Here is a 22,698-nt window from a genome sequence, read left to right as displayed (position 1 = left end):
ACGCCTTCGACACGTGGGCCGCGGGCTCGACCGCCGAGCGCTGGGTGACCCCGGCACTGGCGTGGCTCGACACGACCCGCCTGCCCAGCCTGATCGGTGGCAAGGATCCGGGCGGCAAGACCCGGAACGCGCTCGCCCCCGACCTGTCCAGCGTGATGGCGCCCGAGGCCCGTGCGCTCGCGCTGGCCCAGCTCGACTCCCTCGCGCCCGGCTCGGTGCTGGCCACCGGCACCGGCGTGCCCTCGCTCGTCGAGCGCGTGGCGTGGCTGCGTCCGCGACGCCCGTCGGTGCACCGAGATCTCGTCGCGGCGGCCGTTCACGAGGCCGGGCTCCCGGGACTGGTCGGCGCTGGTGGGCTGTCCAACGCCGGCCGCGCGATCCTCACCCACGACCACGACGCCGCGCTGGCCGCGATCACCCCGCACCTGCCGCACCCCGTCGACCACGTGCTGCTCCAGGGCCGACCTCACGGCGGTCGCACCGGGGCCTCTGGAGACCGAGCTGGCCCGGACCCTGCACCTCCTCGCGGACGTCGAGTCGCGTGGCGGGGCGACGGTCTACCGCTTCACCAACGGCTCGGTCCGCCGCGCGTTCGACGCCGGCTGGTCGGCACTCGAGGTGCACGACTTCGTCGGCTCCGTGTCGCGCACCCCGGTCCCCCAGCCACTGACCTATCTCGTCGACGACGTCCGCGCGGACCTTCGGCACGGTCCGGGTCGGGCAGGCCGAGGCGTTCCTGCGCGCCGACGACGAGGCCGCGCTCACCGAGCTGCTGCACAACCCGAAGGCCGGCACGCTCGGGCTGCGCCGGATTGCGCCGACCGTGCTGATCTCGACCGTGCCCGTCGACGTGCTCCTCCCGCGGTTGCGTGAGCTCGGCGCCGCACCCGTCGTCGAGGCGCCCGACGGCACCGTGCGCGTCGCTCGTCGCGACCTGCTGCGGGCCCGGCGCCCGCGCTCCGCGCGCACTCGCGGCGCTGCGTCCGCCCGTGCGCAGGCCACGGTCTCGTCCGTCGTCACCGCCATCCGCAGCGGCGACCTCGCGACCGCGAGTCGGCCGGCCTCCCCCGCGATCGCGACCACCCCGTCGAGCGCGCTGGCCGCGATCCGCGAGGCGATCGAGCTGGGTGAGACCGTCGTGATCGGCTACGTCGACAACCATGGCGCCAGCTCGGACCGCGTCGTCGATCCCCTGCGGCTCGAGGGTGGCCAGCTGATGGCGCACGACCACCGAAGCGACGACGAGCGACTGTTCGCCGTACACCGCATCACGACTGTGGCTCCGCTGTCCCCGCCCCAACCGTAGAGTGGTCAGGTGGACTTCATCCGGTACGCCGAGTCGGCGGCGGCCTTGCTCAACGCAGACCTGCCGGACGTCGACGCGCTGCTGGACCATCTCGCGCAGCGCGTGGCTGCACCCGACCGTGGTCGCGCGCGACGTGACTGCGCTGAGGAACTTCCGGTGCCGAGCTGCGACCGGTCTTCGAGGCGTCCGACCGGGGCGAGCCCGGCACCGTCGTCACCACCCTCAACGAGCTGCTCATCGAGCACCCCGTCACGCCGATGATCAGCGACCACGACCCCGACCACCTGCACATGCACGTCGCCAACCGCGCCGCGTCGGTCTCCGAGCTGCTGATCAGCGAGTCGCTGATGGGGCTGGCCAACCTCGTCTGCGACCTCGGCGCCACCCGCCTCGGGCTGTGCCCGGGCGGTCAAGTGCGACAACGTCTTCGTCGACACCTCGCCCAACCAGTCCCGGCGCTACTGCTCGGAGCGGTGTTCCTCATGGCCAACGTCGCGGCCTACCGCGCCCGGCAGAAGGCCGCAGCCAGCTAGCCGATCCGGGCCGGGTCGACGAGCGTCACCGTCTCTGGTCGTCGACGCGGCATCCAGAAACCACCGGCCCCCAGCTCCCGCCCGTTCACTGGGACACCCTCGGTGGGGCCCCGCGGCCGGCAGCGGCGAGGACATGCTCACCATGCGCAGGTCGGTCGGTGCCGCCCACGTCAGCGCGTAGTCAGCCGTCGGATCGAGACCCGGCACGCGAACGGCAACGCCGCGATTGTGGGCCGACTCGTCGAGCTGAACGTGCGCCACGATCGCACGACTCCGGTCTTGTGCGACGACCCCGTGGAGCAGCACTGCGGGGTCGGCGGAGAGGGGGCGCACCACACGACCTGAGTGCAGTAGCGGACGGAGCCGCTTGTGCAGCGCGACCCAGTCGGCGAGCCGGGACAGGTCGCCCTCGCTCGCTTCCGCCGGGTCCCATTCGATCCCAGAATGCGCCGAAGACGGCGGTCGCAGCCCGGAAGTCGAGCTGGAGGGTCCGACCCGTGGCATGCGAGGTCGGTGCCGAGACATGGGCGCCGAGATATTCCGGTGGGAGCAACTGGGTCGTCCACCGCTGGATCGCCTGCCGCGCCAGCGTCGGTCATGTCGGAGGTCCAGAACCGTTCGACCCGCTCCGCCACCTCGAGGTCGATCCGCCCGCCGCCTGATGCGCAGGACTCGAAGGCGACCGACGGGTGACGCTCGCGAAGGGTGTCGAGAAGGCGATAGAACGCCAGCGTCTGCTCGTGTATGGCCGGGGCGCCGGCCCTCCGCAACGCCCCCGCCTCCAACAGCTCGCGGTTGTGGTCCCACTTCACATAGCCGATCGCGTGGGCGCCCGGGGAGCGAGTCGAGTCGCTCCGGGATGTGGGCGAAGGCGTCCGGGTGGGTCAGATCGAGCACCCACTGGTTGCGGTGCAGCAGCGGCAGCCGGTGCCCTGAGCACATCACCCACTCGGGATGCGCGCGAAACAGGTCGGAGTCGGGGTTGACCATCTCGGGCTCGAACCACAGCCCGAACTCCATCCCCAGTCCGCGGACGTGATCGATCAGCGGCCCGAGGCCGTCCGGCCACACGCTGTCGTCGACCCACCAGTCGCCCGGGCCGGCCGTGTCGTCGCGTCGGCCCCGGAACCAGCCGTCGTCGAGCACGAAGCGCTCCCGCACCGACCGCGGCCGCGCGATCCCCGATGTCTCGCAGTCGGTCCAGATCGTGGTCGAAGTAGACCGCCTCCCAGACGTTGAGCACCACCGGTTGCAGGTCGGGGTGTGCGGGGAGCGAACGGGCGTAGGCATGCCGGGCGCCGGCCACCTCGTCGAGACCGTTCGCGGCCGCCACGAAGTGGACCCGGGGCGTCTCGTAGCTCTCGCCCTCGGCGAGCACCACCTCGCCGGGAAGCAGGTGTTCGCCACCACCGATCGTCGTGCCGGTGGCAGCGCTGCGCTCCACTCGCAGCACGGAGTTCCCACTCCACGCCACGTGTACGGCGACGACGCGGCCATCCGTCGTCGTGAACCCCGGCACCCCCGACCGCGATGAGGGTCGCGGCATCCAGTCCGGGTCGACCGCCCCGCCCCTCGCGCAGCCACAGCCCATCTCTCACACCGTGGCGTTGCGGGGTCCGCTCTGCGCTCGTGTCGACCGGTGAAGTCAAGGACCTCGGTGTGGTCGTCAGCAACCGGGAGCACCACCTCCAACCCCTCGATGAGGTAGGCCGACGGGTCGAGGTTCGTGACGGCGTACCTGAGGCGCAGCACGCCCCCGGCCACCTCCTCGAAGACCCCCCGAAACGCCAGACCTGCGTCGGCGTCGACCGCTTCCACCGGGGAGGCGGCCAGCGCCCTCGGTGATCGAGACCCGGTCGAACCGCGTCGACCACGCTCGACCGTCCACCCGGTGTCCCCGCAGGTGGGGCCGCGTGAACAGACCTCGGGCATGTTCGCCCGGGAGCGGCATCCCGGGACCGTTGAGGACGAGCGGAGTGAAGGACTTCTCGCCGCCACCCGCACGGAGCGGGACCACGACAGGCAGGAGGTCGTCCGCTCGGAGCAGCTCAACCGTGGTCCGGGTGAGAGTTCCCGGAATCTCAGGCAGAGAGGCGGTCACCGGTCTCCCGGTCGAAGACGTGCACGTGGGTCGGGTCGGTGGTGACGTGGAGGACGTCGCCCTTCTGCGTCGAGTCGCGGCCGGGGACGCGGACGATCACGTCATGGGGAGTCCCCTGTGCTTCGCAGGTGCCGTAGACGAACGCGTCCGCACCGAGCTCCTCGATCAGGCGGACCGTGATCGGGATGCCCTCGCCCGGGCCCACCAGGCGCCAGTTCTCGGGACGGACGCCGACCACGACGTTGCCGTCCATGCGCTTGGCGGCCGTGGGGTCGACCGGGACGAGATAGGTGCCGATGCGGACGTCGCCGTCGACCGACTGCCCGGACAGCAGGTTCATCTGCGGTGAGCCGATGAAGCCGGCGACGAAGAGGTTGACCGGACGGTCGTAGAGGGCGAGCGGGGTGTCGACCTGCTGGATGAGGCCGTCCTTCATGACCGCCACGCGATCTCCCATGGTCATTGCCTCGACTCGGTCGTGGGTGACGTAGACGGTGGTCACGCCGAGGTCGCGCTGCAGCTTGGCGATGTCCGTGCGGGTCTGAACTCGCATCTTCGCGTCCAGGGTTGGACAACGGCTCGTCCATGCAGAAGACCTGCGGCTTGCGGACGATCGCCCGGCCCATCGCAACACGCTGTCGCTGACCACCGGAGAGGGCCTTGGGTTTGCGATCGAGGTAGTCCGTGAGGCCGAGCATCTCCGCGGCCTCCGCCACGCGCTTCTCGCGATCGGCCTTCGACACCTTGGCCATCCGCAGTGAGAACGACATGTTCTCGGCGACCGTCATGTGCGGATAGAGCGCATAGCTCTGGAAGACCATCGCGATGTCGCGATCCTTGGGGGCGAGTCCGGTGACTTCGCGGTCACCGATGTGGATCTGCCCTGCGTTGACCTCCTCGAGCCCGGCGAGCATGCGCAACGTCGTGGACTTGCTGCAGCCCGACGGTCCGACGAGGACCATGAACTCGCCGTCCTCGATCTTGAGGTCGATGCCGGGGACGGCGGGCTTGTCGGTCCCGGGATACCACCGCTGGGCCCGGGTGAAGGTGATGCTGGCCATGTCGTGCTCCTTGGGTCGTGCGGAGAGAAGAGGGGCTGGGTCAGGAGAGGTGCCACCACGCGAGGTGGCTCGGGTCATCGGCGTAGGGGATGAGGCCTCCTGCGACGTCGGTCAGCTGAAGCCCGACGAGACCTCCGTCGGCGACGATCTCCGGGACCTGCGCATCGGCGATGACCCGGAGTGTCGGCTCGTGGTGCTCCACCACGACGGGGTCGGCGCCCGGCACGCTGATGGTCAGCACGCCGTCGGCGAGGGCCAGATCGGCACGGCTCACCCCGTCCGGGCCGACCGGGCGCAGGGTGCCCGTGCCGTGCGGCGACCACTCGACGTCGAGCGCCGTGGCGGGTTCGCCGCCCGTGGACGTGCTGCGTGCCGCGGCAACCGTGGGGTGCGGCGTGAGCGCCGTACGACTCCCGTCGTGGGACACGACGTAGGGCACGCTGAGCGCACCCACCCACGTGCCGGGGTCGGAGATTCCACGGATCCAGAACAGCAGACTTGGGCGACCATCGGCGTCGATGAAGTGCGTCGATGCGTAGTGGCCGGCGCCCACCGTCAACCGCTGCCAGTCCCCCGGGTGAACCTGCCCTCGGAGTAGGTACCGGCGGAGGCTGCGACATGGAAGGGATCGTCATCCCACACCGAGACGACCAGCAGGTCCGTATCGAGGCCATGCGTTCGGCGTACGAGCTGGGGGCACTCCCATGCAGCGCCCGTGAACGGCTCGTCCGCTGCGGCCCGCGTGCTCAGCAAGCCGTCGTAGTCCCGAGTGAGGAGGTCGGCGGACCGGAACACCTCGGCACCGGCCGTCCGTTCGGCGTCACCGTGCCCGACGACCATCCGCCACGTGTCTGCGTCGCGGGTGATGACCGGGTCTCGAAAGACCGTGGTCTCCGGGCGCTGGGGTGAGGCAACGACAGGACCCTTGGTCCGGGTGCGCAGCTCCGGATCCGCCGGACGGGCGACCCGGATCGACGCCCGACCCACGTCCCCTTCGCTGGCAGACGTGTAGAAGAGCAGCGGCTCGCCCTCATCGCTCACCGCGGCACAGCCCGACCAGATGCCCGAATCCCCGTCACCGGGCGAGAGCGCGATCGGCTCGTGCTCCCAGTGCAGCAGGTCCGTGCTGGTCGCGTGACCCCAGTGGCAGTCGATGCGATGCTCGGAGCGAGTCCGGGATGTGCTGGAAGAACAGGTGATAGCGCCCGTCCGCGTGGAAGAGACCGTGCGGGTCATTGATCCACCCCGCCGGAGCGGTCAGGTGCAGGGCTGGCCTGAGCGAGGTCCTCAGGGTGGCGGTCACGGTCATCCCTTCACTCCCGCTGGACGCGATGCTGCCGATGAAGGAGCGCTGGAAGGCCGGGAAGAGGGCCAACACCGGCAGGGTGATCAGGCTGGAGTAGGCCATCATGGGCCCCCGTGCAACGTTGAGCTGGAAGAAGTAGCTCACCCCGAGCATGACGGGTCGGAGCTCCTCGGTCTGCACCACCATGAGCGGCCACAGGAACGAGTTCCACGCGGGCAGGAACGTCAGGATCGAGACCGACGCGATGGCCGGACCGGACAGCGGCATGACGATGCTGCGGTAGATGCGGAACCAACCCGCGCCGTCCACCCGCGCCGCCTCGTCGAGCTCCTTGGGGATGCTCTGGAAGTAGGAGTAGAAGAGATAGATCGAGAAGGCGTTGGCGATGAACGGCAGGATCTGCACGCGGTAGGTGTCCAACCACCCTTCGGTCCACAGGATCGTGAAGCCCTCGTGGGTGAGCCACGGCAGGTGGTTGACCCACCACAGCAGCGGCAGCGCGAACGTCTCGAAGGGCACGACCGGGGTGGCAAGGACCGGGCTGAGCACCAGCCCGCGGCCCTTCCACTCCAGTCGCGACAGGCCGAACGCCGCCATGCTGTTGATGATGAGTCCGAGGACCACGGTGACACCCGACACCGGGATCGAGTTCAACAGGAACCGGACGGCAGGGACGGTGTCGAGAGTCGTTCGGTAGTTGTCGAGCGACAGGTCACCCACCGGCAAGAACGCCTTGAGGGAACCCGGGTCGGCGAAGATCTGCTCGTCGGGCTTGAGGGACGAGACCAGCATGAAGACGATCGGGAAGGCGAAGAAGAATCCGAGCACGACGCGGCCGATGTTCATGCCGATCGTGCGGCCGGTGATCGGGCGCTTCTGCTTCGGAGGACGCTGCGGTGCGTCCCTGGGCGAGGGTCGTCATCGGGCATCCTTGTCTCGGGTGAGGAACCGCTGGGTCAACGAGATGGTGAGCACCAGCGCGAAGAAAACCGGGGGAGATCGCCGAGGCGTAGCCCGTCTGCTGCTGCGTGTAGCCGGCGCGCACGGCCTGATAGATGACCGTCGAGGTGGCGTCGAGCGGGCCACCGTTGGTCATGACCTGGATCTGCGCGAAGAGGCTCAGCGCCGCGATCGTGATCGTCACCATGATGAAGGTGCGCGTTTCCTTGAGGCCGGGCCAGGTGATGAAACGGAACTTGTCCCACTCGCTGGCCCCGTCGAGCGCCGCCGCTTCGTACTGGTCGCCGGGAATGGTCTGGAGGCCGGAGAGCCAGATGACCATGTGGAACCCGACCGCTTGCCAGATCGACATCACGATGATGGCCGGCATCGCGGTGGAGCCGTTGCTGAGCCAGTCGGTGCCGTCGATGATGTTGAAGGTCACCATCTGGAGCAGGTTGTTCACGAGACCCGTGGGTGCATACATGAAGCGCCAGAGGATCGAGACGACGACGATCGAGGTGACCACGGGCACGAAGTAGAGCGTGCGGAAGAAGTTCTTCGCCCGGCCCCGGCCGTTGACCGAGATGGCGAGCAGCAGCGCGAGGGCCGACTGCAGGGGCACGACCACGATGGCGAAGTAGGCCGTGTTGCGCAGTGACTTCCAGAAGAGCGGATCCGCGAAGAGCCGCTCGAAGTTGTCCAGCCCGGTGAACCGCATCGGCTCGGGCGAGATCAGGCGCGCGTTGGTGAAGGCGAGCGTGAAGCAGAGCGCCACGGGGATGAAGAAGAAGATCACCAACATGAACAGTGCCGGGGCGGTGAAGCTGAAGCCGACCCGGGACCGGGTCTTCGCCTTGCTTCGCGAGCTGCGCGGCGTGCTCGCCGGCGCGGCCCTGGGGCGCGAGCGTCGTGGACATCGATCCTCCGATGGTTGGGGTGGTACGGGCGGCATCCCCCGGAGGAGATGCCGCCCGCGCTACGCTCAGTAGCCGTAGTAGTTGTTCGCCTCGAGGTCGGCGTCGATGTCGGCGACAGCCTTGTCCGGGATCGCGTCCGCATCGCCGCCGGCGATGATGTCCTGAGCCGCCTTGGCGAAGGTCGACGTCAGGAACGGGTAGCCGGGGGTCGCCGGGCGGAGCTCGGCGAACGCAGCCGACTCATCCGGGAAGAACCGCTTCGGTCCGCCGACCTCCCAGCCTTCCGTCATCTCGGCAGCCTCTTCGGTGGCAGGTACGTTGCCGGAGTCGCCGGCGATCTTGCTGAGGTATTTCGCATCGAGGGAGAACTCGAGGTAGTCCATCGCGGCTTCCTTCGTCTCGCAGCTTGAGCTCACGCCCCACTGCCGGGAGCCGCCACCGATCTTGGGGCCGTTGCCGAAGTCCGGCGGCGGCAACGCGATGCCGTCCTTCACCTCGCCGAGGCCGGTGGAGTTCCAGATGCCCGTCCACACCATCGCGGACTTGCCGTTCGAGAAGTCTGCGAAGCGTCGACTCCGGACTTCGGCGGCACGTTGCCGTCCTCCACGAGTCCGCTGAACCGGGCGGCCCACTCCTTCGCAGCGTCACCGTTGAGGAAACCGTCGGCGCTCTTGAAGCCGTCGTGTCGATCAGGTCGCCACCGAAGCTCTGCAGGAACGGTGAATAGCCATAGGTCCACCACTCCGTGCCCGAGTCGCCCGTGCCGAGGTCGAAGGGGAAGTCGTAGTCGCCCGTCTCCTTGATCTTGTCGAGCGCCGTGGCGAACTCGTCGGCGGACCATGGCTTCTCGACCGTGGGGATCCGGACACCCGCCTTGTCGAGGGCGTCCTTGTGGGCGAAGATCATGAGCGCGGCCTCGAAGTAGCCGATCGAGTAGAGCTCGTCGTTGTAGATGCCCTTGGTGCTCTCGAGGTTCTTGTCGACGAGCTCCTGCGGGAGGTCGAGCGGGGTCAGGAATCCGGAGTTGGCCCACGCCGGGACGTTGGGGGCGTCCATGTCGAGGATGCAGGGGAGCTTCTTGGCCGTTGCGGCTGAGGTGACGGCCGAGTTGTAGGCCTCCTGCGGGAACGACTTCAGCTTCACCGTGTAGGTGTCCTGGCTGGCGTTGTAGTCGGAGATGATCGTCTCGAGGAGGTCGATCTCCTTCTCGGCGCCACCGGCGTGGGTCCACACCGTCATGGTGTTGGCTTCTTCGCCGCCGGTGCTCGCCTTCGCGCAGCCGGTGGCGATCAGGGCGGTGGCGCCGGCAACCGCCACGGCCTTCGCAATCAATCGGGACGGGGTCTGACCCACGAGGTCCTCCCGGAGATCGGTTTTTCCTCCTATGACGGGTGCCACATGAAGAAACGTTTCCGCAAGGGTGATACAACGTTTCTTCCATGTCAATACCTCCCGCGTGATTTTGCGCGCGAACCCGGGGAGCTGGCCGTGTCCTCACCCCCGTCGACCCACGTTGAAGGACGTCGTGGCGCGCTGGCGTATCGACAACGACCGTCTCCGTAGTCCTCAACAAGCAGCGCGAGGGAGTCCGAGTCCCCGAGTCGACGCGTCAGCGGGTGCAGCAGGCGGCCGAGGACCCGGGCTACCAGCCCAACGTGATGGCGCGAGGTTTGCGACGCCGCTCCAGCGAGGTGATCGGATTCGTCTCCGTCGACGTGACCACCACACCGTTCGCTGTCGCCATGCTCGCCGCCGCACAGGACGAAGCCGCACGGAGCCGGCACCTGCTCCTGACCGTGAACGTCAGCGACGAACCCCGCGCGGACGACATCCAGCGAGCCGTCGACTCGCTGCTCCAGCACCGAGTCTCGTCACTGGTCGTGGCCCACATGCACCACGTGGTCGTCACTCCGAACGAATCGCTGCCCGACTCGACCGTCTTCCTCAACTGCCGCGCGGACTCCGGCCCCTATCGCTCGATCGTGCCCGACGAGGTCGAGGGAGCGCGGGTGGCGACGCGCGAGCTCCTCGATGCCGGACACCGACGGGTCGCCTACGTCGACGACTCCGAGGGAACTCCCGCAGGCCCGCTCCGCCCGGCCGGCTATCAGCAGGCTCACGAGGACGCCGGCATCACGCCCGACCCGCAACTGCACGTCCGAGAGCAGGGCACAGCAGCCGGTGGAGTGGCCAGCGGCCGACTCCTCGACCTGCCTCCCCGACCAGCGACCCACGGGCGTCTTCTGCTTCAACGACCGCGCAGCCATGGGCTTCTACCGCGCGGCTCGGCTCCGTGGCCTCTCGGTGCCCCACGACGTGTCCATCGTGGGGTTCGACGACCGAGAATACATCGCCTCCGAGCTCGACCCGCCGCTGACCACCATGCGGCTTCCCCCACGCCGAGATGGGGAAGCTCGCGATCGAGCTGGTCATGGGCGCCGACACGTCGTACGTCGAGTGGCAGACCAACGGCGACGGGTACGTCGCCCGGATGGAGTGCCCGATCGTGCGTCGCGATTCGGTGGCGCCACCGCCCGAACAGCCCTGACGCACCGCCGCTCAGGTCAGCGCCGGAGCACCGGGCGATCGCCCTCCCAGACCACCGTCCCCGGATCGATGATCTCGCCGACGAACTCGCCGTCGACGTCCATGACAAAGGCGAGCAACCTCGTCGCGCCGGTCTCCCGATCGCGGATCAGCTTCCCGACATACAACTCGTCGCCGCCGATGCGTTGCGCGTTGGCAACGTCGAAGGGACCCACCGCGGAAGCTGCCGGCGCCCACCAGACGCCACCGGTCGCGCCGGAGTCCTGTGGGTAGACGTGTTCGGCTCCCGTGCTGAACATGAGGACATGCCGACCGTCGATCTCGTAGGTCTGGACGACCTCGAGCTGCCCGAAGCCCTGTCCCGGCTCGGTCAGCGGCCCGCGATGCTCCCAGTGCTCCGGGTCGGCGGACCATGCGTGGCCCACGACTCCACGATCGACTGCGTCATCAGGTCCGCCCGCCCCGCGGTTGGACCGGGCCGTGATCAGCATGTGCCAGCCGTTGCCCTCCGGGTCGGCGAAGACCGGGGGTCGCGGAAGGCCTCGTCGTGCCACAGCCCTGCGGCGAGTCGCTCGTAGTACTCAGGGTCGGCCTCGAGGACGGGATGACCGGCCTTGTGCCGAGTCATCAGATCGTCGGAGGTGGCATAGCCGATGCGCTGGATGTTGGAGCCGCCCGGTGCCGCCGTCGAGCCGGTGTAGAACATGAACCAGCGGCCGTCAGGGTGCCGCACGACCGAGCCGGTCCACGTCGCGAGGTCGTCCCACGCCGGGCCGTCGCTGCGAACCATCACGTCGGTGACCCGCTCCCAGTTCGTCAGGTCGGTGGAAACCGCGTGACCGATCGAGGCGCGATAGTGGCGCGCGTTCGGATCCTTGAGCGCGCGAGGCATAGAGGAAGAACAGGTGGTAGTTCTCGCCGTCGTCGAGGAGCCAGAAGTCCCAGACCCAGCTTTCAGGTAGTCGAAACACCGGGCGAACGCTACCCGAGAAACAGCGTCTGCGGAATCGTTTCTTCACTGGCATTTCCGCGTCGGCCGACGTCGCTCCGCCACGCCGGTAGGCTGGGTCGGTGAATGACGGCCCCCTGATCGTCCAGAGCGACAAGACACTGCTGCTGGAGATCGACCACCCACTGGCGAGCGACGCCCGCAAGGCGATCGCGCCCTTCGCCGAGCTCGAGCGCTCCCCCGAGCACATCCACACCTATCGGCTGACCCCGCTGGGCCTGTGGAATGCGCGCGGCCGGGCACGACGCCGAGCAGGTGGTCGACGCGCTGCTGACGTTCAGTCGCTACGCCGTACCCCACGCACTGCTCGTGGACATCGCCGAGACGATGGGGCGCTACGGGCGGCTGCGGCTGGAGAAGCACCCCACGCACGGGCTCGTCCTGAGCAGTATCGACCGCCCGGTCCTCGAGGAGGTCCTCCGCGCCAAGAAGATCGCGGGGATGCTGGGCAACCGCATCGACGACGACTCGGTCGTCGTGCACGCCAGCGAGCGCGGCAACCTCAAGCAGGCGCTGCTCAAGCTCGGCTGGCCGGCCGAGGACTTCGCCGGCTACGTCGACGGCGAGGCGCACGCCATCGCGTTGACAGAGGTCGGCTGGGAGCTGCGGAAGTACCAGCAGGAGGCGGCCGAGTCCTTCTGGCACGGCGGCTCCGGTGTCGTCGTCCTGCCCTGTGGCGCCGGCAAGACGATCGTCGGCGCGGCCGCGATGGCCCGAGCGTCGGCGACCACGCTGATCCCGGTCACCAACACCGTCAGCGCCCGGCAGTGGAAGGACGAGCTGATCAAGCGCACGTCCCTGACCGCCGACGAGATCGGGGAGTACTCCGGTTCCGTCAAGGAGGTCCGGCCGGTCACCATCGCGACGTACCGAGGTGATGACCACCCGCCGGAAGGGCGTCTACTCCCACCTCGAGCTGCTCAACGCGCGACTGGGGCCTCATCGTCTACGACGAGGTCCACCTCCTGCCGGCGCCGATCTTCCGGATGACCGCCGATCTGCAGGCCCGCCGCCGCATCGGCCTGACCGCCACGCTGGTGCGCGAGGACGGTCGCGAGGGGGAGGTCTTCTCGTTGATCGGGCCCAAGCGCTACGACGCGCCGTGGAAGGACATCGAGGCGCAGGGCTGGATCGCGCCCGCCGACTGCGTCGAGGTCCGGGTCACGCTGCCCGAGGGCCAGCGCCTCGCCTACGCGACCGCCGAGCCCGAGGAGCGCTACCGCCCGGCTTCTTGCACGCACGCCAAGATCGATGTCGTACGGCGGTTGGTGGACCAGCACGAGGGGCAACCCACCCTCGTGATCGGGCAATACCTCGACCAGCTCGACGAGCTCGCGGAGATGCTCGGCGCGCCCGTGATCAAGGGCGAGACCCCGGTCAAGGAGCGGCAGCGACTCTTCGACGCCTTCCGCTCCGGCGAGGAACCGCTGCTCGTAGTCTCCAAGGTCGCCAACTTCTCCATCGACCTGCCGTCGGCCGAGGTCGCGATCCGAGTCAGCGGGTCGTTCGGCTCGCGCCGGGAGGAGGCGCAACGGCTCGGCCGGCTGCTGCGGCCCAAGTCGGAGGGCAAGACCGCGCACTTCTACACCGTGGTCTCGCGCGACACCGTCGACGCCGAGTTCGCGCAGAACCGGCAGCGGTTCCCGGCCGAGCAGGGCTACGCCTACCGGATCATCGATGCCACCGACCTCGACGCCGCTCGCTGACCGCTGGCCGCTGCGGGCGCTCCTCGACGTCCGCGACGAGCTCCTCGCCGCGTGGGACCGGCCCGGTTACCACGACCTGCACCACCTGACCGAGGTGCTCGACCGGCTCGACGATCTCGACGCTGCTGGGGTCTCGTTCGACACCGTGCCCGTCGTGCTCGCGGCGTGGTTCCACGACGCGGTCTACGACGGTCAGCCGTCCGCCGAGGAGCGATCAGCCATGCTGGCGGAGGCCGCGCTCCCGGACCCGCCGGCCGCCGAGGTCGCGCGCCCGGGTGCGGATGACCGAGCACCACCGGGCCTTCCCGGACGACCTCAACGCCGCTGCCCTGAGCGATGCCGACACGGCGATCCCGGGCGGCCGATCCGCAGCGCTATGCCGACTACGCGCGACGTACGAACCGAATATGCGCAGGTCTCGGACGCCGACTTCCGGGCCGGTCGTGCCGCCGTGCTGGGCGATCTGCTGGACGGTCCGTCGCTGTTCCGTACGCCGCAGGGGCGGTCGCTCTGGGAGGCGCGAGCGCGCGCCAACGTGACCGCGGAGATCCGCGCGGCTGCTCTCACCCAGCGGTGAGTGAGCCACATTTCTGAGGAAGATTTTGTGGCCCCGGCACCGCCGCTCCGGCGAGTCGCGCGGGACACGCGCAATCCAGGTGGCCCACCCACGTTTCGCGCGAAAAATGTGGCTCACTCACCGCCAGCGGGAATGACGGAGGAGGGGCCAATCCCTCAGGCCAGTCGCCGAGCTGGACGTACATCGTGAAGCGGTCGGGCCGGAAGGCGGTCCGGGAGACGTTGACGACCTTGTCGCCGCACAGCGCCCGCCGTGACAGGTGCAGCACGGGAGCGCCGGGCTGGATCTCCAGCAGCGTCGCCTCGTCGACCGTGGCGGCGTCGGCGGAGATGGCGTCCTCGGCCCACGTCGGGCGCAAACCCCGCTCCTCGAGCGCGTCGTAGAGGCTGGTCGGCATTCCGCTCTGCAGGAAGCCGGGCAGCAGGACCTCGTTGAGATAGGCGTCCTCGACGCACACGATGTGCTGGTCGGCGCGGCGCAGCCGCTTCCAGTGGATGACGGCGTCACCGGCGGAGATGTCCAGCGCCCGGGCCACACCCGGTCCGGCCTGCTCGCGGCGGGCGACCGGGGTCTGCGACTCGGGCAGCAGCCCGCGCAGCTTCATGTCCTCCGTGTACGACGACAGCCGCCCCACCCGACGACGCGGATGTGCGACGAAGGTGCCGCGGCCGGGGACCCGCTCGAGCAGCCCCTCGGTGACCAGCACGTCGAGGGCCCGGCGGAACCGTCATCCGGGCGACGCCGAAGCGGGCCACGAGCTCCCGCTCGGAGGGGGCGGCCGACCCGGGAGCGGCCTCGGACACGAGGCCACGGACGTATTCGCGCACCTGGACGTGCTTGAGCCCGCTCTCAGCAGGCTTCACTTCCACGGTGTCCACAGGCACGAGAGTAGGACCGGTCACAACGACGCGTGAGGGTTTTGTCGAAGCGCATGGTAAAGGAACGTCCACAAATTAGTACGCTCATTCGGCACCGATTGCGCGCAGGACGTCCAGCTTCGCGGCTCGCCGGGCCGGCAGCAGCGCAGCGACCACCCCCGATCACGACCGAGACGACGAGGAAGATCGCGAGCTGACCCGTCGGCACCGAGATCACCTCCAACCCCTCCTCGCGCAGCGAGTGCATGAGCGCGATCCCGAACCCGATGCCCAGCACCACGCCCGGGACTGCACCGAGCACCGCGATCACCACCGACTCCGGGGGTCACCATCCGCCGCAGCTGGGGCCGGCTGACTCCGATCGCCCGTAGCAGCCCGACCTCGCGCGTGCGCTCGATGATGGACAACGCGAGCGTGTTGACGATGCCCAGCACCGCGATGAACAGCGCGAGCCCGAGCAGCGCGAAGATCATCAACACCAGCTGGTCGATCGGCTCGCGTTGCTCGGCAGCGAAGCCCTGCTGGTCCTTGACGGTGACGATCGGCGACTTCTCCACGACCGCGTCGAGGGCGTCCTGCACGCCGGACCGACCATCGGTGTCGATGATCAGGAAGTTGTCGGAGTCCCGGTGGCCCGCGGCGACCGGGGTCTGCGGGGTGGTCACGATCGGGAAGAAGAGCAGTGGGTTCTCGGCGTACAAACCGACGACCTCCATCTCGCGCTCCCCGTCGGCGAGCCGAACCTCGACGTCGCCTCCGACCTCGAGCCCCTCCTCCTCGGCATAGGTCTCGTCGACGACGACCGTGCCGTCGACCCGAGTCGGAGAGGTCGCCCTCGACCATGTCGATCTTGAAGCCGTCGCGCATCGTGGCTGGGTCGGCGGCACCGATGCCCTGCCCCTCCCCGCCCATCTGGGAGATCGCGAACCGCTGGGCCCACACGCTCTCGACCCCCGGCACGTCCGCCATCTCGCGGCCGATCCTCGTCGAGAAGCTCTGTCCCACGAGGCTGCTGACGACGTAGTCGCCGACGAAGTTCTCCTCGATCGTCCGGTCGACGCTGGCCTTGGCGGAGTCGCCGACGATCGCCATCGTGCACGCCGGGGAGAGGCCGATCATCAGGGCCGAGGACGTTGCGGTCGTACGGCGAGGATTGCGCAGCGAGTTCTGGCCGGCCAGCGCACCGATCGACCCGAAGAGCCGCGCGTAGATCCACGCCGCCGCGGAGAGCAAGGGGTGACTGATCACCGGGCTGGCGGAAGCGACGCCGAGCAGGATCGCCGGGATCCCGCCGCCGACGAACCAGAGCGGGCGCGGGACCGAGTCGGTGAGGCCGGCCGCGAGGGCCGCGCCGCCACCCAGCATCAGCACGACCCCGATCAGGAACCGCCTGCGCAGCGACGACTCCGGCATCGCGATGTCGTCGCGCATGGCCTGCACGGGCGCGATCTTGGTGGTCCGGCGGGCCGGGAAGAACGCCGCGCCCATGGTGACGATGACGCCGACGGCATAGGCCGCCGGGATCGTCTTCGGAGCCATGATCAGTGATTGCCCGGAGAGGTCGAGCCCGAACTGGGCGAACAGGCTGCGGATGCCGACCGCCAGCAGCACGCCGAGGCCGAGCCCGATCGTCGAGCCGAGCAGGCCCGGGACCAGCGCCTCGAGCAGCACGGAACGGGTGACCTGCTTCTTGCTCGCGCCCGGGGCGCGCAGCAGGGCCAGCTCGCGGCTGCGCTGGGCGACCGGGATCGAGAACGTGTTGACGATCAGGAAGGCGCCGACGACCAGCGAGATGCCGGCGAAGATCAGCAGGAAGGTGGTCAGGAAGCCGACCGCCTCCCGGATGGCGCTGGCCGCCTCGTCGGCCGCGTCGTCGCCGGTGACGGCCTCGACTCCGTCGGGCAGCGCGGCGGTCACGGCCTCGGCCAGGTCGCCCCGGCTGGTGCCCGCCTCGGCCGTCACCCAGATGTCGGTGAAGGCGTCCTTCCCGTCGAGGAAGAGCTCCCGGGCGGTGCGGGTGTCGAAGGCGGTGAAGGTCGCGCCATTGAGCGAGCCGCCCTCGGGGAAGCCGATGATCCCGACCAGCTCGGCGGTGAGGGCGCCGCGATCGGTGGCGGTGACGATGTTGACGTCCTGCCCGATGACGTAGCCGCCCTCGCCCGCGGTCCTCGAGTCGAGCAGCACCTCGCCCTGCTTCTCCGGCTCCCGCCCGGCGATGATGTCCATGCCCTCGAGGTCGTGACCCGCCGGAGCCTCGCTCCAGTTGCCGCCGATGCTGGGCGGGCCGTTGCCGCCGATGAGCTTGCCGTCCTTCCCCACGACGTAGACGCCGAAAGCGGTCACGTTGCCGTCGACGCGAGCCGCCCCCTCGACGCCCTCGAGCTCGTCGACCAGCGTCGAGTCGACAGTGCGGGTGGTGGGCTCGGACGCGGCGTCGGTGCCCGCGGGGCGTACGACGACGTCGCCGACCGTCGAGGCCATCAGCGCGGTGAAGCTGCGACTGAGGGTGTCGCTGAAGACGAGGGTGCCGACGCCGAAGGAGACCCCCGATGACGATCGCGAACGTGCTCATCAACAGGCGCACCTTGCGCCCGAGCAGGCTCTTGAGAGCGGCGCGGAACATCACGCCTCCGCGGCGGGCGCGGACATGCGCGCCATCACGTCGAGCACGCCCTCGCGGTCGGGGTTGCGCAGCTCATCGACAATGCGGCCGTCGGCCGGGAAGACCACTCGATCGGTGTAGGACGCGGCCACCGGGTCGTGGGTCACCATCACGACGGTCTGCCCGTAGTCGGCCGCGCTGCGGCGCAACAGGTCGAGGACCTCGGCACCCGACGTGGAGTCGAGGTTGCCGGTGGGCTCGTCGGCGAAGATGATCGTGGGTCGGCCGACGAGCGCGCGGGCGACGGCGACACGCTGCTGCTGACCGCCGGAGAGCTGGTTGGGGCGGTGGCCGAGACGGTCGCGGATGCCGACGGTCTCGATCACGGTGTCGAACCACTCGCGGTCGGGCTTGCGCCGGGCGATCGACTGCGGGAGCACGATGTTCTCCTCGGCGCTCAGCGTCGGGACCGGGTTGAAGGACTGGAAGACGAAGCCGATCTCGTCGCGCCGGAGCCGGGTCAGCTCCTTGTCCTTGAGCTTGCCGAGCTCGCGATCACCGATGAACACCGTGCCCGACGTCGCCGTGTCGAGTGCGGCACAGCAGTGCATCAGGGTGGACTTGCCCGACCCGCTCGGGCCCATGATCGCGGTGAACTCACCGGCGACGAGGTCGAGGCTGACGCCGTCGAGCGCGCGCACCATCGCGTCGCCCTTGCCGTAGGTCTTGGTCAGGTCCCGCACCCGCGCGGCAACGGCCACGCCCACCGCATCGGTCATCGTCATGCGCCCACACTCCACCACGATGACAAACCGCCGCCACCGGGATTGACCCTGATCCGGGTGTCAGGGTTGTGTCGAACGCCTGTTCGACCTACGCTCGTGGCGTGGACTTCCAGTCGACCCTCTTCGCACCCGACGCACCGGTCGAGTCCGGCCCTTCCCTCTCCCCGCTCGCACCGGAGCGGACGCTCCTGGCACACGGCGCCCGGCTCGATGTCCAGCGCAACTGGCTGGCCGGGGCCGACGACGTCCTCGAGACGATGGTCGCGCAGGTCCCGTGGCGAGCAGAGCGCCGCCAGATGTATGACCGCATCGTCGACGTGCCCCGACTCGTGCACACCTACATGCTCGGCGAGGCCCTCCCCCATGTCGCCCTCGAAGAGGCCCGCGACGCGTTGAGCACGCACTACCGGCCGGAGCTGGGCGAGGCGTTCGTGAGCGCCGGCTGCTGCTACTACCGTGACGGCAAGGACTCCGTCGCCCGGCACGGCGACACCATCGGTCGCGGTCAGAGCCGGGACACGATGGTCGCGATCGTGTCGCTCGGCGACCCGCGCAAGCTCGCGCTGCGACCACGCGGAGGTGGCGAGTCGATCGGCGTGACGCTCGGCCACGGCGACCCGGTGGTGATGGGTGGCTCGTGCCAGCGCACGTGGGAGCACGCGATCCCCAAGGTGGCCGCGGCGGGGCCGAGGATCAGTGTGCAGTTCAGGCCGCTGAACGTCTTCTAGGGTTTCGAGACGGCGCTGGCGCGCCTCCTCAACCACCGAAGGAAGACAGGCCTGCGGCCGGGCTCAGAACTCGACGCGGGGCGCAGCCTCGTTGGCCTCGGGCGCGTCGTAGAACTCGCGCTTGCTCACCCCCGCGATGCCGGTGAAGAACATCCACGGGATGGTCTGGGTGAGGTTGTTGAGGCTGGCGACGGCGTCGTTGTAGTACTGCCGGGCGAAGGCCAGCTGGTTCTCGATCTCGGCGAGCTGGCGCTGCAGGTCGAGGAAGTTGGCGTTGGCCTTGAGGTCCGGGTAGGCCTCGGCGACGGCGTTCAGCTTCACCAGCGCACTCGACAGCGCGGCGTCGGCGGCGGCCTTGGCGGCCACGTCGTTGCCGGCGGTCGCCGCCTGCACGCCGGCGCGGGCGTTGGTGACCTCCTCGAGGACGCGGCTCTCGTGGCTGGCGTAGCCCTGCACGGTCGCGACCGGGTTGGGCACCAGCTCTGCACGACGCGTCAGCTGCACGTCGATGCCACCGAGCGCCTCCTGCGCGGCGATGTCGGCGCGACGCAGGTTGTTGAAGCCGACGATCACGAAGCCGATGAGGGCCACCGCGATCACGACGATGACGACGATGACGATCAGGGCAATGGTCATGGGGCTGGCCTTTCGTTGGAGGTCACGAGGAGTCTGGCGCACGGAGTCACCACGAGCCACCACCGCCGCCGCCACCGCCGCCACCGCCGGAGAAACCGCCCCCACCGGAGAAGCCGCTGCTGCCGGAGGACTGCGGGCGCTGGCTGGCCCGGTAGGAGGAGATCGCCCCGTCGACGGTGCTGTCGAAGTCGTTGACCATCTGGTTGACGTGGTTGCCGGTATGGGTGCCGGTGTAGCCGGTCGCGAAGTAGGCCGGTGCGGGCGGCTCGGTGCCGATCTCGGTGCGGTACTTGTTGGCCCACTCGTCGGCGACGCCGAAGGCCACGGCCCACGGGAGGTAGGCGGTGTAGAGCTCCCGGCGTCCCGAGAACTCGAAGCGCAGCTGGCTCGACGGGGTCGACAGCACGCGGTGGAAGCCCCCGAGCTGCGACCAGAGCTCGCGGCCCTTCGCGGTGCGCTTCGTGCCCGACCCGGGTGCCAGCAGCCACAGTCCGCATGCGGCGTACGCACCGGGGACCAGCGCGAGCAGCGAGATGTTGAACGGGTTGAAGATGACGACCGGGACGGTCACGACCGCCGCGAGGATCACCGACGCGCCCCCTGCGCTGCCGAGCCCGGCGGTGGTCATGAGGCCCTGCTTGCGTGCCCACTCCTTCACGGCACTGGTGGTCTCGGCCTTGGCCGTCTGCAACACCTTGCCGGCCTTGATGTTTGAGCGGTCGGCGTGGAAGGTCCCCTCGCCGGTGACGCCGAGCAGCTTGGTCGTGGTGCGGGTGACCGCGTCCAGCGCCGGTCCGGTCGCGTGTCCCGTGCCCCGGATCTGCCAGTTGACGTTGCTCCGCTTCATGGAGATCGCACCCTTCTCGGCCGCCTCCATCAGCGTCGCGACGAAAGCGGTGTCCTGCACCCGCTCGGTGAGGACGTACTGCCCCTGCGCCGGCCCGACGCCCGCAGGCGGCGCATAGAGGAGCGGGTACGGCGGCTTCGGCTCGTGCGCGTTGCGCACCCCCGCAGGGCGAGGAGTCCGGACACCAGCCCAGCCCCCAGCATGAACAAGGTGGCGAGCACGCCCGGCCCCAGCACCGGCTCCCACTTCATCGACCGGGGCCGCTCGTCGCGGGGTTCGGGCGCGTCGAGCGGAAGCAGCGTGGAGACGGTGATCGGGGGTTCTCGCCGGCAGGTCGGAGACGTTGACCGTCAGGGTGTCGGTGCCCTCGCCGGACGCCTCGCAGCCGCCGATGGCGCCCGCGCCGCGCGCGCACTGGACGGGGCCGGCGTCGGCGGGCAGGTGCACGATCAGCCGCGCGTCGGCGATGTCCTGCTGCCAGCCGCCCGGGACGAGGTTCCAGTAGAACCGGGATCCCTCGTCGGTCGGGAGCAGCACGTCCTCGATCCGGTAGGCGATCCGGTAGGTGTGCGGTCCCTCGACGGTGGTGTAGGCCGACCCGATCTTCGCGACGTCGAAGCGGCCCCGCTCGCGGGACTCCATCTCGAAGTCCTCGTAGCTGCCGTCACGCAGCACGCTCACGTCCAGCGGCTCTCGCCGCAGTCGCGGCGCGTTGACATCGTGGCGGTCCCAGAACCGGAAGATGCCGTGGCGGTCGCCGTACAACGGGAACTCCACGGTGATCGTCTCGACGACCCGCAGGTCGCCGTCGGCCTCGAGGGTGAAGTCGGCGAGGTAGGACGAGATGCTGGTCGGCTCGTAGGTGGCCTCCGCGCTGGAGCGGTTGAACATCAGGGCCGGCGTGACGATGCCGAAGGCGACCGGGCCGAGCGCGAGCAGCGTGACGACCAGTCGCTTCATGGTCGCTGAGCCTAGGGCGTATCCGGGTCAGCCGCGGTAGGCCCGCTGGTAGAGGTCGGCGAGCAGGTCGTCCCGGGGTCCGCTCAGCCCGCACACGGAGACCCGGCCGTCGAGGCTGCTGACGAGGTAGGTCTCGCCCTCCTCGAAGTCGACGGCGAGCAGCAGGTCCCGGAGGTTCTGGCTCGGGGCGGACACCGTGACGGTGCCGGTGGTGACGCCCTTGTAGCCGTCCGGGACCAGCAGCGTCGCGGTGCCGTCGGAGACCTCCTCGACGATGCCCTCGAAGGCGGTGTCCCGGGCCTGCAGGTTCTCCACGCTGGGCGGCATGCAGCGCCCGGCCCGGGCGGCGGGGACGGTGAGCTCGATGTTGGGACCGTCGGTCGGCGTCGTGCCGTCGCTCGAGCCGGTCGCCTCGTTGCTGCCGCCGCATCCGGCGAGCAGCACAGCGGTGGCAGCAAGGGCTGCAACAGTCGTCAACCGAGACATCTTCGTCCTCCACGATCGGGTGGAACCACTGTTCCACACCGATCAGACGCCGCTCGGCGGGTGGGCGTTCCCCGCTCAGCGCCGCAGCATCCGCCAGACGACGGCGAGCACCGCAAGCGCTCCGGCCGCCTGCTTCCAGTAGGTCCGCGCGAGGATCGGCAGGACCGCGCTGCCCGGGTCGAGCGCCTCGGGCTCCGGTCGCGGCGTCGGCGGTCGGAGCTGCGTCGGCGGCGGTGGTTGTGCCGCGGGCGGTGGGTCTGAAACCTCCTCGGTGTCCGAAACGGTTGCTGGCGCACCGTCCGGTACGGCGCCCGCGGACTCACCCGGGCCCGTCAGCCGGGCCTCGAGGCAGTCGACGAACTGGCCGAGCAGCTTGTCGGAGACGTCCTGCATGACTCCGCGACCGAACTGGGCCGGCTTGCCGGTGATCGCCAAGTCGGTCTGGACCGACACGTCGGTCGAGCCGTCGGCGTCAGTCATCGTGACCGTGACGTGGGCGCCGGCCGTGCCGTTGCCACGCTTGTCCTTGCCCTTCGCGTCGACCACGAAGCGTTTGGCCTCCTCGTCCTTCTCCACGAAGGTGCCGGTCCCGTTGTAGACGAGCGCGATCGGGCCGAGCTTGACCTTCACCGAACCGGCGAACGAGTCGCCCTCGGCCGAGGTCACCTGGGCCCCGGGGAAGCACTCCGCCACGGAAGCGATGTCCTCGAAGTGGGCCCACGTCTCCTCGACACCGGTCGGCACCGTGAACTGGTGGCTCAGCTCCATCCG

Annotated in this window: 23 protein-coding genes and 9 pseudogenes; 11 read left to right on the top strand and 21 right to left on the bottom strand. The window is 69.5% G+C overall.

Translation table 11 applies throughout. From position 1 onward, the window contains the following. The first annotated feature begins 171 nt into the window (after positions 1–171). Genes LP418_RS16365 through LP418_RS16355 form a run of 3 tightly spaced genes read left to right on the top strand, consistent with a single transcriptional unit; the run spans position 172 to position 1,567 of the window. Positions 172–873: a helicase-associated domain-containing protein gene (locus LP418_RS16365; RefSeq protein WP_336275736.1), complete on the top strand. Its 702-nt coding sequence runs from the start codon at positions 172–174 to the stop codon at positions 871–873. Beyond that, the gene (locus LP418_RS16360) at positions 824–1,306 is read left to right on the top strand and encodes a WYL domain-containing protein (protein WP_257952871.1); all 483 of its coding nucleotides are present in this window, start codon (positions 824–826) and stop codon (positions 1,304–1,306) included. The genes LP418_RS16365 and LP418_RS16360 overlap by 50 nt, the downstream gene beginning before the upstream one ends. A gap of 9 nt (positions 1,307–1,315) precedes the next feature. After that, a complete protein-coding gene (locus tag LP418_RS16355; RefSeq protein WP_257952870.1) occupies positions 1,316–1,567 on the top strand; it encodes a hypothetical protein in 252 nt (83 codons plus the stop codon). Positions 1,568–2,020: 453 nt separating this feature from the next. On the opposite strand, the pseudogene LP418_RS33660 reads toward LP418_RS16355, so the two are convergent. From LP418_RS33660 to LP418_RS33650, 3 pseudogenes are all read right to left on the bottom strand, one after another. After that, a pseudogene (locus tag LP418_RS33660) lies at positions 2,021–2,651 on the bottom strand (alpha-galactosidase). 85 nt (positions 2,652–2,736) lie between these two features. After that, positions 2,737–3,129: pseudogene (locus LP418_RS33655) on the bottom strand (alpha-galactosidase); the annotation flags it as partial. Next, positions 3,011–3,385, bottom strand: a pseudogene (locus tag LP418_RS33650) (alpha-galactosidase); the annotation flags it as partial. The pseudogenes LP418_RS33655 and LP418_RS33650, both read right to left, overlap by 119 nt. 83 nt (positions 3,386–3,468) lie before the next feature. Here LP418_RS33650 and LP418_RS16340 point away from each other — a divergent pair. After that, positions 3,469–3,684, top strand: coding sequence for a hypothetical protein (locus LP418_RS16340; protein ID WP_257952867.1), 216 nt, complete (start codon positions 3,469–3,471; stop codon positions 3,682–3,684). A 236-nt stretch (positions 3,685–3,920) separates the two neighbouring features. On the opposite strand, the pseudogene LP418_RS16335 reads toward LP418_RS16340, so the two are convergent. The 5 genes and pseudogenes from LP418_RS16335 to LP418_RS16315 all read right to left on the bottom strand — a co-directional run bounded on the left by LP418_RS16335 (position 3,921) and on the right by LP418_RS16315 (position 8,024). After that, positions 3,921–5,001, bottom strand: a pseudogene (locus tag LP418_RS16335) (ABC transporter ATP-binding protein). Positions 5,002–5,041: 40 nt separating this feature from the next. Further along, positions 5,042–5,560 carry a hypothetical protein gene (locus tag LP418_RS16330; protein WP_257952866.1) on the bottom strand — a complete coding sequence of 173 codons (519 nt, stop codon included), beginning with the start codon at positions 5,558–5,560 and terminating at the stop codon, positions 5,042–5,044. Continuing rightward, on the bottom strand, positions 5,557–6,096 hold the full coding sequence (locus LP418_RS16325) for a glycoside hydrolase family 32 protein (RefSeq protein WP_257957068.1): 540 nt from the start codon (positions 6,094–6,096) through the stop codon (positions 5,557–5,559). The genes LP418_RS16330 and LP418_RS16325 overlap by 4 nt, the downstream gene beginning before the upstream one ends. Then, positions 6,077–6,904, bottom strand: a complete 828-nt coding sequence (locus LP418_RS16320) for a carbohydrate ABC transporter permease (RefSeq protein WP_257957067.1) — start codon at positions 6,902–6,904, stop codon at positions 6,077–6,079. The genes LP418_RS16325 and LP418_RS16320 overlap by 20 nt, the downstream gene beginning before the upstream one ends. A 115-nt stretch (positions 6,905–7,019) precedes the next feature. Beyond that, positions 7,020–8,024, bottom strand: a complete 1,005-nt coding sequence (locus LP418_RS16315) for a carbohydrate ABC transporter permease (RefSeq protein ID WP_257952865.1) — start codon at positions 8,022–8,024, stop codon at positions 7,020–7,022. Between LP418_RS16315 and LP418_RS16310 the strand changes: the two genes are divergently transcribed. Then, positions 8,008–8,238, top strand: coding sequence for a hypothetical protein (locus LP418_RS16310; RefSeq protein WP_257952864.1), 231 nt, complete (start codon positions 8,008–8,010; stop codon positions 8,236–8,238). The two genes, LP418_RS16315 and LP418_RS16310, sit on opposite strands and share 17 nt — an antisense overlap. Here the strand turns inward: LP418_RS16310 and LP418_RS16305 are convergent. The 3 genes and pseudogenes from LP418_RS16305 to LP418_RS33640 form a co-directional block, all read right to left on the bottom strand. Beyond that, on the bottom strand, positions 8,232–8,456 hold the full coding sequence (locus LP418_RS16305) for a hypothetical protein (protein ID WP_257952863.1): 225 nt from the start codon (positions 8,454–8,456) through the stop codon (positions 8,232–8,234). The two genes, LP418_RS16310 and LP418_RS16305, sit on opposite strands and share 7 nt — an antisense overlap. Before the next feature lie 51 nt (positions 8,457–8,507). Continuing rightward, positions 8,508–8,702 (bottom strand): annotated as a pseudogene (locus LP418_RS33645) (hypothetical protein); the annotation flags it as partial. Positions 8,703–8,859: 157 nt separating this feature from the next. Next, positions 8,860–9,405, bottom strand: a pseudogene (locus tag LP418_RS33640) (ABC transporter substrate-binding protein); the annotation flags it as partial. Positions 9,406–9,707: 302 nt separating this feature from the next. On the opposite strand from LP418_RS33640, the pseudogene LP418_RS33635 reads away from it, so the two are divergent. From LP418_RS33635 to LP418_RS16290, 3 genes and pseudogenes are all read left to right on the top strand, one after another. Next, positions 9,708–10,271: pseudogene (locus LP418_RS33635) on the top strand (LacI family DNA-binding transcriptional regulator); the annotation flags it as partial. After that, positions 10,198–10,518 (top strand): annotated as a pseudogene (locus LP418_RS33630) (substrate-binding domain-containing protein); the annotation flags it as partial. The pseudogenes LP418_RS33635 and LP418_RS33630, both read left to right, overlap by 74 nt. A 52-nt stretch (positions 10,519–10,570) precedes the next feature. Then, positions 10,571–10,714 carry a hypothetical protein gene (locus tag LP418_RS16290; protein ID WP_257952860.1) on the top strand — a complete coding sequence of 48 codons (144 nt, stop codon included), beginning with the start codon at positions 10,571–10,573 and terminating at the stop codon, positions 10,712–10,714. 16 nt (positions 10,715–10,730) lie between these two features. On the opposite strand, the gene LP418_RS16285 is transcribed toward LP418_RS16290, so the two are convergent. Both LP418_RS16285 and LP418_RS16280 read right to left on the bottom strand, forming a co-directional pair. Next, positions 10,731–11,204, bottom strand: a complete 474-nt coding sequence (locus LP418_RS16285; RefSeq protein ID WP_257952859.1) for a hypothetical protein — start codon at positions 11,202–11,204, stop codon at positions 10,731–10,733. Continuing rightward, complete coding sequence (locus LP418_RS16280) at positions 11,198–11,605, bottom strand: family 43 glycosylhydrolase (RefSeq protein ID WP_257952858.1); 408 nt, start codon at positions 11,603–11,605, stop codon at positions 11,198–11,200. Before LP418_RS16280 ends, LP418_RS16285 begins: the two co-directional genes overlap by 7 nt. 179 nt (positions 11,606–11,784) lie before the next feature. On the opposite strand from LP418_RS16280, the pseudogene LP418_RS16275 reads away from it, so the two are divergent. After that, a pseudogene (locus LP418_RS16275) lies at positions 11,785–13,428 on the top strand (DNA repair helicase XPB). After that, a complete protein-coding gene (locus tag LP418_RS16270) occupies positions 13,400–14,005 on the top strand; it encodes an HD domain-containing protein (protein WP_257952857.1) in 606 nt (201 codons plus the stop codon). Before LP418_RS16275 ends, LP418_RS16270 begins: the two are co-directional and overlap by 29 nt. Here LP418_RS16270 and LP418_RS16265 read toward each other — a convergent pair. The 4 genes from LP418_RS16265 to LP418_RS16245 form a co-directional block, all read right to left on the bottom strand. After that, positions 13,992–14,711 (bottom strand): GntR family transcriptional regulator, encoded by a 720-nt coding sequence (locus tag LP418_RS16265; RefSeq protein ID WP_257952856.1) that lies wholly within the window; start codon positions 14,709–14,711, stop codon positions 13,992–13,994. The two genes, LP418_RS16270 and LP418_RS16265, sit on opposite strands and share 14 nt — an antisense overlap. A gap of 192 nt (positions 14,712–14,903) precedes the next feature. After that, a complete protein-coding gene (locus LP418_RS16255; RefSeq protein ID WP_336276087.1) occupies positions 14,904–15,290 on the bottom strand; it encodes an ABC transporter permease in 387 nt (128 codons plus the stop codon). Next, entirely contained in the window at positions 15,190–17,364 is a 2,175-nt protein-coding gene (locus tag LP418_RS16250) for an FtsX-like permease family protein (protein ID WP_257952854.1), read from the bottom strand. The genes LP418_RS16255 and LP418_RS16250 overlap by 101 nt, the downstream gene beginning before the upstream one ends. Before the next feature lie 141 nt (positions 17,365–17,505). Continuing rightward, positions 17,506–18,264 carry an ABC transporter ATP-binding protein gene (locus LP418_RS16245; protein ID WP_257957066.1) on the bottom strand — a complete coding sequence of 253 codons (759 nt, stop codon included), beginning with the start codon at positions 18,262–18,264 and terminating at the stop codon, positions 17,506–17,508. Between the two features lie 107 nt (positions 18,265–18,371). Here LP418_RS16245 and LP418_RS16240 point away from each other — a divergent pair, with 107 nt between their 5' ends. Continuing rightward, entirely contained in the window at positions 18,372–18,998 is a 627-nt protein-coding gene (locus tag LP418_RS16240) for an alpha-ketoglutarate-dependent dioxygenase AlkB (RefSeq protein ID WP_257952853.1), read from the top strand. A gap of 63 nt (positions 18,999–19,061) precedes the next feature. Here the strand turns inward: LP418_RS16240 and LP418_RS16235 are convergent, their stop codons facing one another. From LP418_RS16235 to LP418_RS16220, 4 genes are all read right to left on the bottom strand, one after another. Beyond that, positions 19,062–19,634 (bottom strand): LemA family protein, encoded by a 573-nt coding sequence (locus LP418_RS16235; protein WP_257952852.1) that lies wholly within the window; start codon positions 19,632–19,634, stop codon positions 19,062–19,064. A gap of 46 nt (positions 19,635–19,680) precedes the next feature. Next, the gene (locus tag LP418_RS16230; protein WP_257952851.1) at positions 19,681–21,441 is read right to left on the bottom strand and encodes a DUF2207 domain-containing protein; all 1,761 of its coding nucleotides are present in this window, start codon (positions 21,439–21,441) and stop codon (positions 19,681–19,683) included. A gap of 27 nt (positions 21,442–21,468) precedes the next feature. Continuing rightward, positions 21,469–21,918 carry a hypothetical protein gene (locus tag LP418_RS16225; protein WP_257952850.1) on the bottom strand — a complete coding sequence of 150 codons (450 nt, stop codon included), beginning with the start codon at positions 21,916–21,918 and terminating at the stop codon, positions 21,469–21,471. A gap of 84 nt (positions 21,919–22,002) precedes the next feature. Next, positions 22,003–22,695 carry an SRPBCC family protein gene (locus LP418_RS16220; RefSeq protein ID WP_257952849.1) on the bottom strand — a complete coding sequence of 231 codons (693 nt, stop codon included), beginning with the start codon at positions 22,693–22,695 and terminating at the stop codon, positions 22,003–22,005. Between the last annotated feature and the right edge of the window lie 3 nt (positions 22,696–22,698).

Origin of the sequence: Nocardioides sp. B-3, assembly GCF_024703895.1 — a bacterium.
Classification (GTDB): domain Bacteria; phylum Actinomycetota; class Actinomycetes; order Propionibacteriales; family Nocardioidaceae; genus Nocardioides.
This window is presented reverse-complemented; position numbering and strand designations above follow the sequence as displayed.